Annotated in this window: 16 protein-coding genes and 1 rRNA gene (1 of these 17 only partly in view); 4 read left to right on the top strand and 13 right to left on the bottom strand. The window is 60.0% G+C overall.

The window, feature by feature from the left end; genetic code table 11:
- Positions 1 to 210: 210 nt before the first annotated feature.
- Positions 211 to 981 carry a TerC family protein gene (locus CXQ80_RS23305; RefSeq protein WP_101322683.1) on the bottom strand — a complete coding sequence of 257 codons (771 nt, stop codon included), beginning with the start codon at positions 979 to 981 and terminating at the stop codon, positions 211 to 213.
- 66 nt (positions 982 to 1,047) lie between these two features.
- Positions 1,048 to 2,355, bottom strand: coding sequence for a CitMHS family transporter (locus CXQ80_RS23300; protein ID WP_101322682.1), 1,308 nt, complete (start codon positions 2,353 to 2,355; stop codon positions 1,048 to 1,050).
- A gap of 268 nt (positions 2,356 to 2,623) precedes the next feature.
- Between CXQ80_RS23300 and CXQ80_RS23290 the strand changes: the two genes are divergently transcribed.
- Entirely contained in the window at positions 2,624 to 3,025 is a 402-nt protein-coding gene (locus CXQ80_RS23290) for a GFA family protein (protein ID WP_101322680.1), read from the top strand.
- Between the two features lie 30 nt (positions 3,026 to 3,055).
- Here CXQ80_RS23290 and CXQ80_RS23285 read toward each other — a convergent pair whose 3' ends face one another.
- From CXQ80_RS23285 to CXQ80_RS23240, 10 genes are all read right to left on the bottom strand, one after another.
- Entirely contained in the window at positions 3,056 to 5,014 is a 1,959-nt protein-coding gene (locus CXQ80_RS23285; protein ID WP_101322679.1) for a DUF4105 domain-containing protein, read from the bottom strand.
- Entirely contained in the window at positions 5,011 to 5,331 is a 321-nt protein-coding gene (locus CXQ80_RS23280) for a DUF2388 domain-containing protein (protein WP_101322678.1), read from the bottom strand. The genes CXQ80_RS23285 and CXQ80_RS23280 overlap by 4 nt, the downstream gene beginning before the upstream one ends.
- A 37-nt stretch (positions 5,332 to 5,368) precedes the next feature.
- The gene (locus tag CXQ80_RS23275; RefSeq protein WP_101322677.1) at positions 5,369 to 5,662 is read right to left on the bottom strand and encodes a DUF2388 domain-containing protein; all 294 of its coding nucleotides are present in this window, start codon (positions 5,660 to 5,662) and stop codon (positions 5,369 to 5,371) included.
- Between the two features lie 88 nt (positions 5,663 to 5,750).
- Entirely contained in the window at positions 5,751 to 6,068 is a 318-nt protein-coding gene (locus tag CXQ80_RS23270) for a DUF2388 domain-containing protein (RefSeq protein WP_101322676.1), read from the bottom strand.
- A gap of 292 nt (positions 6,069 to 6,360) precedes the next feature.
- A complete protein-coding gene (locus tag CXQ80_RS23265) occupies positions 6,361 to 6,573 on the bottom strand; it encodes a DUF1127 domain-containing protein (RefSeq protein ID WP_101322675.1) in 213 nt (70 codons plus the stop codon).
- 396 nt (positions 6,574 to 6,969) lie between these two features.
- Entirely contained in the window at positions 6,970 to 8,463 is a 1,494-nt protein-coding gene (locus CXQ80_RS23260; RefSeq protein WP_101322674.1) for an acetyl-CoA hydrolase/transferase family protein, read from the bottom strand.
- A gap of 179 nt (positions 8,464 to 8,642) precedes the next feature.
- Positions 8,643 to 10,079 (bottom strand): NAD(P)(+) transhydrogenase (Re/Si-specific) subunit beta, encoded by a 1,437-nt coding sequence (locus tag CXQ80_RS23255; RefSeq protein WP_101322673.1) that lies wholly within the window; start codon positions 10,077 to 10,079, stop codon positions 8,643 to 8,645.
- Between the two features lie 2 nt (positions 10,080 to 10,081).
- Positions 10,082 to 10,396 (bottom strand): NAD(P) transhydrogenase subunit alpha, encoded by a 315-nt coding sequence (locus CXQ80_RS23250; protein ID WP_101322672.1) that lies wholly within the window; start codon positions 10,394 to 10,396, stop codon positions 10,082 to 10,084.
- Between the two features lie 11 nt (positions 10,397 to 10,407).
- Complete coding sequence (locus CXQ80_RS23245) at positions 10,408 to 11,529, bottom strand: Re/Si-specific NAD(P)(+) transhydrogenase subunit alpha (protein ID WP_101322671.1); 1,122 nt, start codon at positions 11,527 to 11,529, stop codon at positions 10,408 to 10,410.
- A gap of 425 nt (positions 11,530 to 11,954) precedes the next feature.
- Entirely contained in the window at positions 11,955 to 12,872 is a 918-nt protein-coding gene (locus tag CXQ80_RS23240) for a LysR family transcriptional regulator (protein ID WP_101322670.1), read from the bottom strand.
- 165 nt (positions 12,873 to 13,037) lie between these two features.
- Here CXQ80_RS23240 and CXQ80_RS23235 point away from each other — a divergent pair, with 165 nt between their 5' ends.
- Positions 13,038 to 14,219: an acyl-CoA dehydrogenase gene (locus CXQ80_RS23235; RefSeq protein ID WP_101322669.1), complete on the top strand. Its 1,182-nt coding sequence runs from the start codon at positions 13,038 to 13,040 to the stop codon at positions 14,217 to 14,219.
- A 15-nt stretch (positions 14,220 to 14,234) separates the two neighbouring features.
- Entirely contained in the window at positions 14,235 to 15,455 is a 1,221-nt protein-coding gene (locus tag CXQ80_RS23230) for a CaiB/BaiF CoA-transferase family protein (protein ID WP_101322668.1), read from the top strand.
- A gap of 151 nt (positions 15,456 to 15,606) precedes the next feature.
- On the opposite strand, the gene CXQ80_RS24780 is transcribed toward CXQ80_RS23230, so the two are convergent.
- On the bottom strand, positions 15,607 to 15,963 hold the full coding sequence (locus tag CXQ80_RS24780) for a hypothetical protein (RefSeq protein WP_157831772.1): 357 nt from the start codon (positions 15,961 to 15,963) through the stop codon (positions 15,607 to 15,609).
- Positions 15,964 to 16,013: 50 nt separating this feature from the next.
- On the opposite strand from CXQ80_RS24780, the gene CXQ80_RS23225 reads away from it, so the two are divergent.
- Positions 16,014 to 16,459: ribosomal RNA gene (locus CXQ80_RS23225) — 16S ribosomal RNA — on the top strand (it continues 1,091 nt past the right edge of the window).

Genomic DNA, 16,459 nt, shown 5'->3' with positions numbered 1-16,459 from the left:
TTGCCCCAAGACGGGGCCAAAAAATGAAGCCGTGAGCCTGGCCCGGGGCTGGGTGGTTGTCCCAGTGCTCACTCAAGCTTTAGTCGTTTTGTGCGTCTGCTGCCAGCTTGGCATGGCTGAAACCTATTTGAAACATTTCACTGGTGCAGGAGCGCCGGGGCGCCGCCCACAAAAAAGGCCCCGAAGGGCCTTTATCTGCAACTGCCAGGCTTACTGACCAGGCACGTCCTTACGCAGCTTCACCGCATCAGGCTCGGCGCCTTCCTTGCGCGCACGGGCAGTACGCATACGGATGTTGATGGCTTCTACCGCCAGCGAGAACGCCATGGCGAAGTAGACATAGCCCTTCGGCACATGCACATCGAAAGATTCGGCGATCAGCACGGTACCGACGACGATCAGGAACGAAAGCGCGAGCATCTTCAGCGACGGGTGTTTGTCGATGAAGTTACTGATAGCACCAGCGCAGAGCATCATCACCAGCACCGCCACGACGATCGCGGCGATCATTACCGGCACGTGCGAGACCATGCCGACTGCAGTGATCACCGAGTCCAGCGAGAACACGATGTCGATGATGGCGATCTGGATGATGGTGTAGAGGAACTTGCCACCAGCGCCTTTCGGGCCGTCGCTGCTCTCGTCTTCACCTTCCAGGCCGTGATAGATCTCTTGCGAGCTCTTCCACAGCAGGAACAGGCCACCGAAGAACAGAATCAGGTCGCGCCCGGAGATGCCCTGGCCGAACACTTCGAACAGGTCGGCGGTAAGGCGCATTACCCAGGTGATCGACAGCAACAGCAGGATCCGCGTGACCATGGCCAGGGCCAGACCGAAGATCCGGGTACGCGGCTGCATGTGCTTGGGCATGCGGCTGACCAGGATCGAGATCATGATGATGTTGTCGATACCGAGGACGATCTCAAGTGCCGTCAGGGTCAAAAAGGCAACCCAGATTTCTGGGCTGGTCAGCCATTCCATATGTATTCCTTCAAACGTAAAAAGGCGCTGCGCCCGATAGGGACGCAGCGCGATAGGGCTTATGAATTAGAGACTGCTGAACAGCGGGAAAGTCCCCAGCAGCAGTGCGCCGAGCATTATGCACATGCACACCAGCACTGCCCACTTGAGCGTGAAGCGCTGATGATCGCCGAACTCGATGCCGGCCAGCGCGACCAGCAGGTAGGTCGAGGGTACCAGCGGGCTGAGCAGATGCACCGGCTGGCCGACGATCGACGCGCGGGCCATTTCCACCGGGGTGATGCCGTAGTGGCTGGCCGCTTCGGCCAGCACCGGCAGCACACCGTAGTAGAAGGCATCGTTGGACATGAAGAAGGTGAACGGCATGCTGACAAGGGCGGTGATCACAGCCAGGTACGGGCCGAGTGCGTCCGGGATGACTGCCAGCAGGCTTTTCGACATGGCGTCGACCATGCCGGTGCCTGACAGGATGCCAGTGAAGATACCCGCGGCGAAAATCAGCCCGGTCACTGCCAGCACGCTGCCGGCGTGGGCCGCAATGCGGTCCTTCTGCTGTTGCAGGCATGGGTAGTTGACGATCATGGCGATGCTGAAGGCAACCATGAACAGCACCGGCAGTGGCAGCAGGCCAGCGATCAGCGCGACCATCAGGGCCAAGGTGAGGGCACCGTTGAACCAGATCAGCTTCGGCCGGCGTGCTTCAGGGAACTGCGACACACTGATAGCGCTGTGGTCGATGTCGTCGGTCGGCAGGTGCAGTTCACCCAGGCGAGCCCGCTCACGCTTGCCGTACATGTAGGCGATGACCAGGATCGCCACCACGCCGAAGGCCATGGCCGGGATCATCGGTACGAAGATGTCGGACGGGTCTACATGCAGGGCACTAGCGGCGCGAGCGGTCGGCCCGCCCCATGGCGTCATGTTCATGACCCCGCCCGCGAGGATGATCAGGCCGGCCATGATCCGCGGGCTCATGCCCAGGCGGCTGTACAGCGGCAGCATGGCGGCGCAGCAGATCATGTAGGTGGTTGCACCGTCGCCGTCGAGCGAGACCACCAGGGCCAGCACTGCGGTGCCGACCGAGACTTTCAGCGGGTCACCCTTGACCGCCTTGAGGATCAGCCGTACAGCCGGGTCGAACAGGCCGGAGTCGATCATCAGGGCGAAGTAGAGAATGGCGAACATCAGCATCACGCCGGTTGGCGCGAGCTTGGTGATGCCTTGCAGCATCATCGGGCCGATTTCGGAGGAGAAGCCACCGAACAGGGCGAACAGGATCGGTACCAGGATCAGCGCGATCAAGGCCGAGAGGCGCTTGGTCATGATCAGGTACATGAAGGTGATGACCATGGCAAAGCCGAGGAAGGTCAGCATGGCAGTACTCCAGGCGTGGCGCGACGAATTAAAAAAAATGCTTCGGGCGGATCAGCGCGTGGGGCGCTGTGCTTGGAATAGCCGGAGGGGTATTGCGAAGAGGCGGACACAGGAAGACATCAGAATCACCATTGTTGTTGTTGATTGGGCCGGGTGCGGACTGGTCCGGGTACCCTGGCTGACCGGTCTTGTGCCGGTAGTGGGGGCTATCCTATGAGCGCAAGCTTTCAGCCAGCTTTCGCTGGCGCCAAGGTGACGAGAGGTAATCATGTCTGAGTTTGTCGAGGGCGGCTGCCATTGCGGCGCCATCAGGTATCGCCTGGAGGGCGATCTGAACGATGTTGCGCATTGCCATTGCTCGATCTGCCGGCGCGTCAGCGGTGGCCTGGTGGTGACCTGGATCACCCTGCCCAGGCGCGACTTTCGCTGGCTCAAGGGGCGGCCGCGGCTGTATGTGGCGCCTGCCAGTTGCAGTCGGTTTTTTTGTGGCGACTGTGGCGCGCATGTGGCCCTCAGCACTGAGCACAGCCCGCAGAGTATCGATGTGACCGTGGCAACCCTGGATCAGCCAGAGCGAGTCCAGGCCAATCGGCATATCTGGACCAGCAGCCGGGTAGCCTGGCTGCATCTGGATGAACAGTTGCCGGAAGAAGCCGAAGAAGCGCTGTAAGCCGCCGTTGCTGGTAACGGCGGCTTCTGTTCAGGGCAGTTGCAAGCCGCCAGCTGCTTTGTGCAGGGCGCGCAGGTGCTCACCGATCTGCTTGACGTTGGCTTCCACCGCTTTGATCTCCTTGCCGCGCGCCGGGTCGAGCAAGGCGCGAACTTCGGTATCGAGGTCGGTGCTCAGGCGCAACAACTGCGCCTGCCGCTCACGACTGACCTGCTCCAGCTGTTTGCGCTCGTCGGGTTGCGGCAAGCCGTAGCCATCGGTGCCCAGCAGCTCTGCCGGGCGGCTGAGGAAGCCGCTGTTGGCCAGCATCTGCTGCAAGGTGGCGTTGGCCTTGTCGACCGTGCCGTCCTTCAGCGCGGTGGAATTCAGGTAGCGCTGCTTGACCTCGTCCTGGGCCAGCAGCAACTGCCGGCGCAGCGCCGCTTGTTCGAGCAGCAGCAATGCCGCGCTGGTGCGCAGATCGGCCCGCTGGAACCATGGCTGGCGCTGTTCGGCATCTTGCGCCAGCCAGTCTTCAACTTCGACCTGCTTGACCGGCAACTGCTTTCTGAGCACGTCGAACATGGCCTGGTAGCGGTCGCGGTAGGAGTCGAAGCGATAGCCCAGGCGCAGTGCCTCGCGGCGGTCCTCAAGCACGCTGGTATCGGCCAGGCCGCGGCCTTTGAGCACCTCGAGCAAGCCGTTGGGCATGATGTTGTCGAGGTCTTTCAGGCGCGGGTTGGCGCTGCCGCTGCGCAGCAATTTGAGTCCTTCGACTGCGCAGTTGTTGGACAGGAACCAGTAGTTGCCGTCGTAGCTCCAGTGCATCTCTGCCGCCTGACGCACGACGTTTTCGACTTCAGCGCGGCTGAGTTTGAGCGGCACCGAGGCAAGGCTGCGCAGTTCGGTCTTGGTGTACTCGTCGATCACCTGGTTCAGCGGCAGAACGAACAGGCGTGACGGATAAGCGCCGACCAGGCCAGACCAACTGGACAGCTGCACATCGTTGACGAAGGCGCGGTACGACAGCACCAGGCTCTGGTCCAGATCCAGCCGGCAATCTGGGCCACGTGGCCGGCCCGGTGCGCAGATCACCAGGCGCAGCATGCTGTGGCCCCAGCGGCTGACCAGGTTCTGGTTGGCTTCGGCCAGCAGGTAGTCGATTTCGTAAACCCGCTCGGGGTCGATTTCCCCCAACGGCTGGCGGGCGAAGTCATTGCCGGCATTGATGAATGGCAGGGTTTTCGCGCATTCGTTCTGTTGCGGCGCCCAGCCAAAGTGCTCGCGCAGGTACTGATTGAGGGCCGGCCGGCGGCAGCCGTAGCTTGGGTCCAGGAGGAAGTACTCCATATTGACCGCCACGTATTCCTTCGGGCTGCTCAGCTCATAACTGTCAGGGCTGCGCACCAACTGGTTGTTGTGCTGTTCACGCTCGCCGCGGCGGCCGACATACTGCGGCCAGCCGGCCAGGTCGAGCAGGCGTGGATCATCGCTGAGGGTGAAGCGTCGTTCGCCTTCGCCGCGGCATTCCTCTGGCAGGCCGATCTTGCCCAGCGTGTCCTGTTGGCGCTTGCAGCGGTTGATCAGCAGGCGATCGGCGCTGGGCCACAGGCGGGCGCGGTCATAGATATGGGTGAGTTCGTGGAGGACGGTGGCCAGCAGCTCCTGGCGTACCGTGCCGTGCGGCCGGCCGGTGGCCTGGGTGGCCGCGCTGCCATCGGCAAGCGCGGGCAGCAAGCGCCGGTTCAGGTCAAGCGTGGACACCAGCGAGGCCTGGCCATAAGCGTCGGCGGGCATGTGCTCGCTCCAGCTGACCTGCACGCGCCGATCCAGCTGTTGCTTGAACCGCGGCGGCAGCTTTGCCAGCGCTTCATCAAGCAGCGCCTGGGTGGCTTGCTGTTGTTGCTGGTCAAGCCCGTCAGCCTGCAGATCGAGCTGCAGGTCGGCCAGCGCGGGCGCGCCCAGCAGCGTCAGGACGCTGCCCAGCAGCCAGGCACGCATACGCTTCACAGCGCCAGAATAGCTTCGGCGAGCACCTGATCGCTGGCGTCGCGTGCTTCAGGCACACGCTGGCGAATGGTATTGAGTGCCGCTTCAAGCTGTGCACCGCGAATATCACCGCGGCTGGCAACGAAGCTGGCGGCGTCGTCGTGGGCATCCTGAACGATCTTCGAGTCGCGGATCGAAGTGGTGGTATCAGAAGTGAAATCGATCGAACGGCCAAAGGCGCGGACGATGATATTGCTGGTAGCCACCAGAGTCTGTGCATGGGCCAGGTCGGCCAGGAGCAGCATGCCGAGGGAAGCGGCGATCAGCGATTTACGCATGGAGCATCTCCAAACTAATACAGGGAGGCGAATTGAATCATTGGACGAGAATTGCTTCTGCCAGTTCAAGATCGTCAGCAGATTGATAGCCAGCATGATGGCGCAAGGTGCGCAGTGCCGCCTGCAGGCGTACACCACGGATCAGACCGTCGGTGGCAACAAAGGCTGCGGCATCATCACGGGCCTGCACCATCAGCTTGCGATCGAACGGTGCGCTGGTCACCTTGCTGGTGACGTAGCCAGTGACAACCAGGCTCTGGGTCGAGACATCCATGGCATGGGCGCTGCCCATCCCGGCGAGGGCAATCAGCAATGGCGAAAGATAACGCATGGGTTTGGCAGGCTTGAACTCGGAGGGCGAAGGCTAACCCGAATACACGGCGCAGAGCCAGTGCACCCGGGTGTGCCGCAGGGCGGTGTTACAGGGCAAGGATCGCCTGCGCCAGTTGGGCATCACTGGCCTGCAGGGTTGGCGCCTGCTGGCGGATGTGACGGAAAGCGCTTTCCAGCTTGGCGCCACGAATCACACCTTCGCTGCCAACAAAGCTGGCGGCATCGTCGCGCGCAGCCTTGACGATCTTGTCGTCACGGAATGACGAGGTCACGTCGGAGGTGGCATCGGTAGTGGCAGCAACAGCGCCGACTACGGCATCGGTGGTGACGATGAAGCTGGTGGCATTGGCTGTGCCAGTCAGGGTCAGCAACAGGGCGGCGCCCAGCAAGTGGTTACGGGACATGGCGATGACTCCTGCAGATAAGGGCGGTGTGCTTGTGGTTATCGGACGCTCACTCGGCCTGTAACGGTACTTTATTTCACCGGCCGTTAGCGCAAGCGTATCACGCGTTGCTGTTTCTGGATGTGACGCAGCATACGTGCAAACTGTACTGGTATAAACCTAAAATCATTGAATTGTACTGGTTGCCGAGATATGGAGTCACGTATCAGCCGTAAAAACAAAAAACCCGTCACAGTTGCCTGTGACGGGTTTCAGGAATTCTCGGTGCCGGCCTGGGCCGGCAAGCCGGAGCTTAGCGCCAGAATGGCTTGCTCAGCTCTTCGTAACGCTGCGACTCGCTGATACCGGCGTCAGCCAGAAGGCGACCATCCAGGCGAGCAAGTTGACGGCGGCTGGCGATGCGACGCTGCCACAGGAGCAGAGTGGACAAAGCGCGCAGAGGCAGCGAGGTGTTGGATTGGCTGTTGCTTTCAAAAACCAGACCGGAACTGAGGGTGCGTTCCATGATATGTCTTCCTTCCGCTTGTGGCGGCATTAGGTAGTGATTTAACTGATGCCAATGATCCTCCTCTTGTGTCCATAACAGTAGGTACAGTTCACTTGTATTGGGCGGGTTCAGTTAACTGCATAACACGACTGTTGCACTGTTAATTGGCGAAACTGTACTGGTGTGCATCATTATGGTGCATTTATGGCTGTTGGGACTGCCTGACTTGCCGATTGGGTCAGTATTTACCGGTACAGTAGTACAGTTTAATTAAGTTAAAGCATTCAAACTGTTTTGTTGCGTTTGCTTGCCAAGCACTCAGGCAGCACAAAGCCGCGTCGAGCACCTTCTGCCTGAGGCAAAAAGTACACGACGCGGCTTCGTAGGAGGTCAAACCAGCCTGCTCATTTGCAGTCAGCCGACCAGCATGCGCCCGGTTTCTTCCAGGTTTTCATGCCAGCTCAGCGCTTCGCGCAAAATGTGCGGCGTGTGCCCGCCACGCTGGCAGGCGCGCTCGAAGTAATCGTTCAGCGCCGCCCGGTAATCGGGATGGACACAGTTGTCGATGATCACCCGAGCCCGCTCGCGCGGGGCCAGGCCACGCAAGTCGGCCAAGCCCTGCTCGGTGACGAGGATGTCGACGTCGTGCTCGGTATGGTCGACGTGGCTGACCATCGGCACTACGCTGGAGATCGCGCCCGCTTTGGCGATCGACTTGGTGACAAAGATCGCCAGGTGCGCGTTGCGGGCGAAGTCACCCGAGCCACCAATGCCGTTCATCATCCGCGTGCCGCAGACATGGGTCGAGTTGACGTTGCCATAAATGTCGAATTCGAGCGCTGTGTTGATGCCGATGATGCCCAGACGCCGCACCACTTCAGGGTGGTTGGAGATCTCCTGCGGGCGCAGGACCAGTTTGTCCTTGTAGCGCTCGAGGTTGCCGAACACATCGGCGTTGCGTCGGCTCGACAGGGTGATCGAGCTGCCTGAGGCGAAGCTCAGTTTGCCGGCGTCGATCAGGTCGAAGGTCGAATCCTGGAGTACTTCGGAGTACATGGTCAGTTCTTCGAACGGCGAGTCGATCAGGCCGCACATTACCGCGTTGGCGATGTTGCCGATGCCAGCCTGCAGCGGGCCAAGCTTGTTGGTCATGCGCCCTGCTTCGACTTCACTCTTGAGGAAGTTGATCAGGTGGTTGGCGATGCCCTGGGTCTCGTCATCCGGAGCCAGCACAGTAGACGGCGAGTCGGGCTGATTGCTGATGACGATGCCGACGATCTTGGCCGGGTCGATGGCAATCGCCGGGCTGCCGATACGGTCGTCGACCTTGGTCAGCGGGATTGGCGTGCGGGTCGGCCGGTAGCTTGGGATATAGATGTCATGCAAACCCTCGAGGTTGGGGTTGTGCGACAGGTTGATCTCGACGATCACCCGTTTGGCGAAAATGGCGAAGCTGGCCGAGTTGCCCACCGAGGTGGTCGGCACGATGTGGCCCTGTTCGGTGATCGCGACCGCTTCGATGACGGCAATGTCCGGCAGCGGCAGCTGTTTGTTACGCAGTTGCTCGACGGTTTCCGACAGGTGCTGGTCGATGAACATCACCATGCCCTGGTTGATCGCCTTGCGCAGTGTGCTGTCGACCTGAAACGGCATGCGCCGGGCGAGTACGCCGGCTTCGGTCAGCTGCTTGTCGAGGTCGTTGCCCAGGCTGGCGCCGGTCATCAGCGTGATTTTCAGCGGCGAGGTTTTCGCGCGCTCGGCAAGTGCGTGCGGCACGGCCTTGGCTTCGCCGGCGCGGGTAAAGCCGCTCATGCCGACGGTCATGCCGTCCTCGATCAGGGCAGCGGCATCGGCCGCACTCATTACCTTGCTGTGCAGGGAGGACAAGCGGATACGATCACGGTACATGGATTGTTATCTCAGGCTACTCAAGCTAGATGCGCAGTCTAGTGATTTCGCCCTGCTCCGTCCCACGACCATGGTCGTATGAGCGGCCTCGGCGCCGCGCCGTTGATCTGGATCAGGCAAATGCAAAAACCCCCGGTCATACAGCTCCGGGGGTTTTTGACTATCTATATAGCAGCGGCTTAGTCGACGGCTTTGACCATGTCTTCGATGACCTTCTTGGCATCGCCGAACACCATCATGGTCTTGTCCAGATAGAACAGCTCGTTGTCCAGACCGGCATAACCGCTGGCCATCGAGCGTTTATTGACGATGACGGTCTTGGCTTTGTATGCCTCAAGGATCGGCATGCCGGCGATGGGCGACTTGGGATCGTTCTTCGCCGCCGGGTTGACCACGTCGTTGGCGCCCAGCACCAGCACCACATCGGCCTGGCCGAACTCGGCGTTGATGTCTTCCATCTCGAACACCTGGTCGTAAGGCACTTCGGCTTCGGCCAGGAGCACGTTCATGTGCCCAGGCATGCGCCCTGCCACCGGGTGGATCGCATATTTGACGGTCACGCCGTTGTGGATAAGTTTCTCGGTCAACTCCTTGAGCGCATGCTGCGCGCGGGCCACCGCCAGGCCGTAGCCCGGCACGATGATCACGGTGTCGGCATTGCTCAGCAGGAACGTCGCATCATCAGCGGAACCGGATTTGACCGGGCGTTGCTCCTGACTGCCGGCTGCTGCGCCGCTGTCGGTTGCGCCGCCAAAGCCGCCAAGGATGACGTTGAAGAACGAACGGTTCATCGCCTTGCACATGATGTACGAGAGAATCGCACCGCTCGAACCGACCAGCGAACCGGCGATGATCAGCATCGAGTTGTTCAGCGAGAAGCCGATACCGGCCGCGGCCCAGCCTGAGTAGCTGTTGAGCATCGATACCACCACCGGCATGTCGGCACCGCCGATAGGGATGATGATCAGCACGCCCATGATGAACGCCAGAATCAGCATCAGGGTGAACGCGCTGTAATGGCCGGTGAAGGTGAACAGCAGGCCGAGGGCAATAGTAGTAAGGCCCAGGATCAGGTTGAGTTTGTGCTGGCCGGCGAACTGTACCGGTGCACCCTGAAACAGGCGGAACTTGTACTTGCCCGAAAGCTTGCCGAAGGCGATTACCGAGCCGGAGAACGTCACCGCACCGATGGCAGCGCCGAGGAACAGCTCCAGGCGGTTGCCGGTCGGGATCGGATCAGTGATAGCAGCAACGATGCCCATCGATTGCGGTTCAAGCACGGCGGTGATGGCGATGAACACCGCCGCCAGGCCGATCATGCTGTGCATGAAGGCGACCAGCTCAGGCATCTTGGTCATCTCGACGCGCTTGGCCATGATCGAGCCGGCAGTGCCGCCGATCAGCAGACCCAGCAGCACATAGCCGATACCGGCAGTGGCCAGCTCGGCGCCGAGCTTGTAGATGAGGCCCACCGTGGTGAGCATGGCGATGCCCATGCCGATCATGCCGAACAGGTTGCCGCGGCGTGATGTGGTCGGGTGTGACAAGCCCTTCAATGCCTGAATGAAGCAGACCGAAGCGACGAGGTAGAGAAGCGTTACCAGATTCATGCTCATGCTTACTTCTGCGCCTCGTTCTTGGTTTTCTTCTTGAACATTTCGAGCATGCGCCGGGTGACCAGGAAGCCACCAAAGACGTTGACCGCGGCCAGGGCCACGGCCAGGGTGCCCATGATCTTGCCTGCTGGGGTCACGGTCAGGGCGGCAGCGAGCATGGCGCCGACAATGACGATCGCCGAGATCGCGTTGGTCACCGCCATCAGCGGTGTGTGCAGTGCCGGGGTCACGTTCCAGACCACGTGGTAACCGATGTAGATGGCCAGCACGAAGATGATCAGGTTGTAGATGCCGTGGGAAATCAACATGTCTTCCATAGCTGTGCTCCTTAACCGTTGTTGCGGATGACATTGCCGTCGCGGCACATCAGGCACGCAGCAACAATGTCATCTTCGAGGTTGATCACCAGCGCACCGTCCTTGTCGAACAGCAGCTTCATGAAGTCCAGCAGGTTGCGTGCGTACAGCGCCGAAGCATCGGCCGCGACCTGGGCAGGCAGGTTGGTCGGGCCGACGATGGTCACGCCATGCTCCAGCACGACCTGGTCGGCCACGGTCAGCGGGCAGTTGCCGCCTTGCGCTGCAGCCAGGTCGATGACCACCGAGCCGGGCTTCATCTGCGCCACGGTTTCGGCGCTGAGCAGGGTGGGAGCCTTGCGGCCCGGGATCAATGCGGTCGTGATGACGATGTCGGCCTGCTTGGCGCGTTCGTGCACGGCTTGCGCCTGACGCTGCATCCAGCTGGCCGGCATTGGTCGCGCATAGCCGCCGACGCCTTGAGCGCATTCGCGCTCTTCATCGGTTTCGAACGGCACATCGAGAAACTTGGCGCCGAGCGATTCGATCTGCTCCTTGACTGCCGGACGCACATCCGACGCCTCGATCACCGCGCCCAGACGCTTGGCAGTAGCGATCGCCTGCAGCCCTGCGACACCGGCGCCCAGAATCAGCACGCGGGCGGCTTTCACCGTACCCGCCGCCGTCATCAGCATCGGCATGAAGCGCGGGTAATGATGGGCTGCCAACAGCACCGCCTTGTAACCGGCAATGTTGGCCTGCGACGACAGTACGTCGAGGCTCTGCGCCCGCGAAGTACGCGGCGCCGCTTCGAGGGCGAAGGCGGTAATCCCGCATTCGGCCATCTTGCCGATCAGTTCGCTGTTGAAGGGGTTGAGCATGCCTACCAGCAGGCTGCCGCGATTGATCAGGGCCAGCTCCTGATCAGACGGCGCAACGACCTTGAGCACCAGTTGCGCGCCAAAGGCATCGGCAGCGCTGCCAAGGGTGGCGCCTGCGGCTTCATAGGCACTGTCCGGAATGCTGGCGTTAAGCCCGGCCCCCCGTTGGACGGTGACCTGATGGCCTTGGCCAACCAGCTTCTTGAGGGTATCGGGGGTCGCAGCGACCCGCGTTTCGCCCGTCTGCGTCTCGAGAGGAACACCAATGTGCACGACTTTTCTCCTGCGGACCTTCTTATCGTTATTTAAGCCAGCAGGCGCACGGTCAACACCGCAACGCCAGCGACGCAGCCATAAGGCTCGAACCCGCCGAATCCCGGGCGGGCGAAGCATTTTGCAGAGGAACACAGCGGCCATCAACCAATTCTGGAGTGATACCGATGCATAACTACAAGTCACCCTGTGACCGTATGTCGCAAGTAACCAGTCGGGGTCGCTCTAGTACGGGCTTTTGGCAGATTAGACGATAAAACGAATTATTTTTTGGTGATTTCGCAGCTAGCATGCTCGAGGTCGTAAAAGACGCTGAAAGCCCCGTCTTTACTGGGTTTATAGCGATTTAGGCAGTTAGCGTTACAGTTTTCATATATGCGACATAACAGTATATCTGTAGGTGTTTAAAATATTTGACTACAGAGTCAGCTTGTCTGCTTTGTGCCGTGCGTCTCTACGTAAATACGGGCTTGCTCTGCCAGCCAATCTCGGAACGCGCGCAGTGAAGCTGAAGCGACCTTGCGCTCGGGAATCATCAGATAGTAGGCCTTGGTGCTGGACAGCGCATGCCTGTTAGCGACCATCAGCCTGCCCTGCTGCAGCTCTTGTTGAATCAGGAATGGGGGAATTAGGGCGATGCCCATGTCATGCATGGCCGCCTGAGCCAGCATCGAAAACAGCTCATAGCGCGGACCGGTCATGTCGCGCTCGATGTTCAGTTCCAGGCTGCTGAACCATTGCCGCCAGGCGTAGGGTCTGGTGGTCTGCTGCAGTAAAGGCAGCTCGGCGATCTGCTTAGCGCTCAGTTCCAGCTGGCCCTGCAGCAGTGAGGGGCTGCAGACCGGCAATGGGTTCTCGCTCATCAGTCGGTGCGACTCGGTGCCTGACCAGTCGCCATCGCCGAAATAGATCGCTGCGTCGAATGCGGTGTCGGCGAACAGGAACGGCCGGGTGCGGTTGGTCAGGTTGACGGTCACCTCGGGATGACGCTGTTGAAAGTCCTTCAACCTTGGCAGCAACCATTGGGTGCCGAAGGTTGGGACCACCGCCAGCTCGATCACATTGGCGCCCTGCTGGCGCATCACCGACAAGGTGTCGCGCTCGACAGCATCCAACTGAGTGCTGACCTGGCGGCTGTAAGACAAGCCGGCCTCGGTCAATTGCACCCCGCGCCTGGAGCGGCGAAACAGCTCGACGTTGAGAAACGCCTCCAGCGCAGCGATCTGGCGACACACGGCGCCTTGGGTCAGGGCCAGCTCAAGGGCGGCTTTGGTGTAGCTCTCGTGGCGAGCTGCTGCCTCGAAGCAGATCAGGGCAGTCGTGCTGGGGATCTTACGCCGCATGTACGTCAACCTCACTTATATGTGCAGCAATTACGAATGCTGAAGATATACGGAGTGATGAAATATCACTAGTAGGTGCGTAATAGTCGTTTGTCGTGGCTGATGATCGGGCCTAGGATCATTCCATGACCCTACTGCCCTGCCCCCTATTCGAGGATTACGTTCATGGCCGGTAAAGCTAGCTTCAACTGGATCGACCCGTTGCTGCTCGATCAGCAGCTCACTGAAGAGGAGCGCATGGTCCGCGACAGCGCTTATCAGTTCGCCCAGGACAAGCTGGCGCCGCGCGTGGTCGAGGCGTTCCGCCATGAGCAGACCGACCCGAAGATTTTCCGTGAAATGGGTGAAGTCGGCCTGCTCGGCGCGACCATCCCAGAGCAGTACGGTGGCAGCGGCTTGAACTACGTGTGCTATGGCTTGATTGCCCGCGAGGTGGAGCGCATCGACTCCGGCTACAGGTCGATGATGAGCGTGCAGTCGTCGCTGGTGATGGTGCCGATCAACGAATTTGGCAGCGAAGCGCAAAAGCAGAAATACCTGCCCAAGTTGTCCAGTGGCGAATGGATCGGTTGCTTTGGCCTGACCGAGCCTAACCATGGTTCTGATCCGGGGGCGATGATCACCCGTGCGCGCAAGGTCGAGGGCGGTTACAGCCTGAGCGGCAGCAAGATGTGGATCACCAATAGCCCGATCGCTGATGTATTCGTGGTCTGGGCCAAGGATGACGCCGGTGATATCCGTGGGTTTATTCTGGAAAAGGGCTGGAAAGGCCTGAGTGCACCGGCGATTCACGGCAAGGTTGGCCTGCGCGCCTCGATTACCGGCGAGATCGTCATGGACAGCGTGTTTGTCCCTGAAGAAAACATCTTCCCAGAGGTGCGCGGCCTGAAGGGCCCGTTCACCTGCCTCAACTCGGCCCGCTACGGCATCTCCTGGGGCGCGTTGGGCGCAGCCGAAAGCTGCTGGCACACCGCACGTCAGTACACCCTCGACCGCCAGCAATTTGGCCGCCCGCTGGCAGCCAACCAGTTGATCCAGAAAAAGCTGGCTGATATGCAGACTGAAATTACCCTGGGCCTGCAAGGCTGCCTGCGCCTTGGGCGGATGAAGGACGAAGGCACCGCAGCCGTCGAGATCACCTCGATCATGAAGCGTAACTCTTGCGGCAAGGCCTTGGAGGTCGCGCGACTGGCCAGGGACATGCTCGGTGGCAATGGCATTTCCGATGAGTTCGGCGTGGCGCGTCACCTGGTCAACCTTGAGGTGGTCAACACCTATGAAGGCACCCATGACATCCATGCGCTGATTCTTGGCCGCGCCCAGACCGGTATCCAGGCGTTCTATTAATAGAGGAGCCGGGCCATGGGTGCGCTTTCCCATCTGCGGGTGCTGGACCTTTCACGTGTACTGGCCGGGCCATGGTCCGGGCAGATCCTCGCTGACCTTGGCGCCGACGTGATCAAGGTCGAGCGGCCAGGTGCGGGTGACGATACTCGCGCCTGGGGGCCGCCTTTCCTCAAGGACGCCTATGGCGAGAACACCAGCGAGGCTGCTTATTACCTGTCGGCGAACCGTAACAAGCGTTCGGTGACCATCGACTTCACTCAGCCGGAGGGCCAGCGCCTGGTGCGTGAGCTGGCGGCCCGGTCGGATATCGTCATCGAGAACTTCAAGGTCGGTGGGCTGGCGGCCTATGGCCTGGACTACGCAAGCTTGAAGGCGGTCAACCCCAGGCTTATCTATTGCTCGATCACAGGCTTTGGCCAAACCGGGCCTTATGCCAAGCGTGCTGGCTACGATTTCATGATTCAGGGGCTGGGCGGGCTGATGAGCCTGACCGGCCGGCCTGAAGGGGAAGCGGGTGCGGGGCCGGTCAAGGTTGGCGTAGCGCTGACGGATATTCTTACCGGGTTGTATTCCACCGTAGCGATTCTGGCCGCCCTCGCCCATCGCGATCAGGCTGGCGTCGGCCAGCATATAGATATGGCCCTGCTGGATGTGCAGGTTGCCTGCCTGGCCAATCAGGCGATGAATTACCTCACCACCGGCAATGCACCGCGGCGCCTGGGTAATGCGCACCCTAATATAGTGCCGTATCAGGACTTCCCTACCGCCGATGGCGATTTCATTCTCACCGTGGGTAATGACGGGCAGTTCCGCAAGTTTGCCGAGGTAGCTGGTCAGCCGCAGTGGGCGGACGATCCACGCTTTGCCACCAACAAGCAGCGCGTTGCCAATCGCGCTGAGCTGATTCCGCTGATCCGTCAGGCGACGGTGTTCAAGACGACGGCCGAGTGGGTTGCGCAATTGGAGTTGGCCGGCGTGCCGTGTGGGCCGATCAATGACCTGGCGCAGATGTTCCAGGACCCGCAGGTGCTGGCCCGAGGGCTGGCGCTGAGTATCCCACATCCACTCGCAGGTAGCGTGCCGCAGGTGGCTAGCCCGATTCGGCTGTCCGAGACGCCGGTGGAGTATCGCCAGGCGCCGCCTCTATTAGGGGAACACACCGAGGCAGTGCTGAGCGAGCTGCTTGGGTTGGATGAACAGGCATTGCGGCAGCTGCGCGCGGCGGGCGTCCTTTAAAGCTGAGCATGCTTCTGTAGGTGGCGTGCGCTGTTCATCACCTCTGTTACAGGATTATTGCAACGTGTTGAATTAGTGCTTGACGCATTCCTGTGAGCCCTTATAATGCGCCCCACTTCCAGCGTAGTTGGAGCGGAAAACTCCTTGAGTTTCAAAGAGTTAGAAGTTTCAGAGATGCTGCAAGGGCTTCGATCGAAAGATCGTTAGCGGTGAAAAAGGCAGTTGACAGCAGGTTGTAACGCTGTAGAATTCGCCTCCCGCTACGAGAGATCGCAAGCGAGTCAAGTGTTTGAAGTTGAACGAGTTTCTCGCAAAATACTTCGAAATAAACGCTTGACAGACACAGAGGAAAGCGTAGAATGCGCGCCTCGGTTGAGACGAAACGCTCAACCAACCGCTCTTTAACAAATTGAATCAAGCAATTCGTGTGGGTGCTTGTGAGTACGGTTTGATAGTCGCCAAGATTATCAGCATCACAAGTGGCCACATGAGAAATCATAGTAGTCATTTGAGATTGCTGAGCCAAGTTTAGGGTTTCTTAAAAACCCAAGCAGTATTGAACTGAAGAGTTTGATCATGGCTCAGATTGAACGCTGGCGGCAGGCCTAACACATGCAAGTCGAGCGGATGAGAAGAGCTTGCTCTTCGATTCAGCGGCGGACGGGTGAGTAATGCCTAGGAATCTGCCTGGTAGTGGGGGACAACGTTTCGAAAGGAACGCTAATACCGCATACGTCCTACGGGAGAAAGCAGGGGACCTTCGGGCCTTGCGCTATCAGATGAGCCTAGGTCGGATTAGCTAGTTGGTGAGGTAATGGCTCACCAAGGCGACGATCCGTAACTGGTCTGAGAGGATGATCAGTCACACTGGAACTGAGACACGGTCCAGACTCCTACGGGAGGCAGCAGTGGGGAATATTGGACAATGGGCGAAAGCCTGATCCAGCCATGCCGCGTGTGTGAAGAAGGTCTTCGGATTGTAAAGCACTTTAAGTTGGGAGGAA

Origin of the sequence: Pseudomonas sp. 02C 26 (assembly GCF_002843585.1) — a bacterium.
GTDB classification, from domain to species: Bacteria; Pseudomonadota; Gammaproteobacteria; order Pseudomonadales; family Pseudomonadaceae; genus Aquipseudomonas; species Aquipseudomonas shirazensis.
This window is presented reverse-complemented; position numbering and strand designations above follow the sequence as displayed.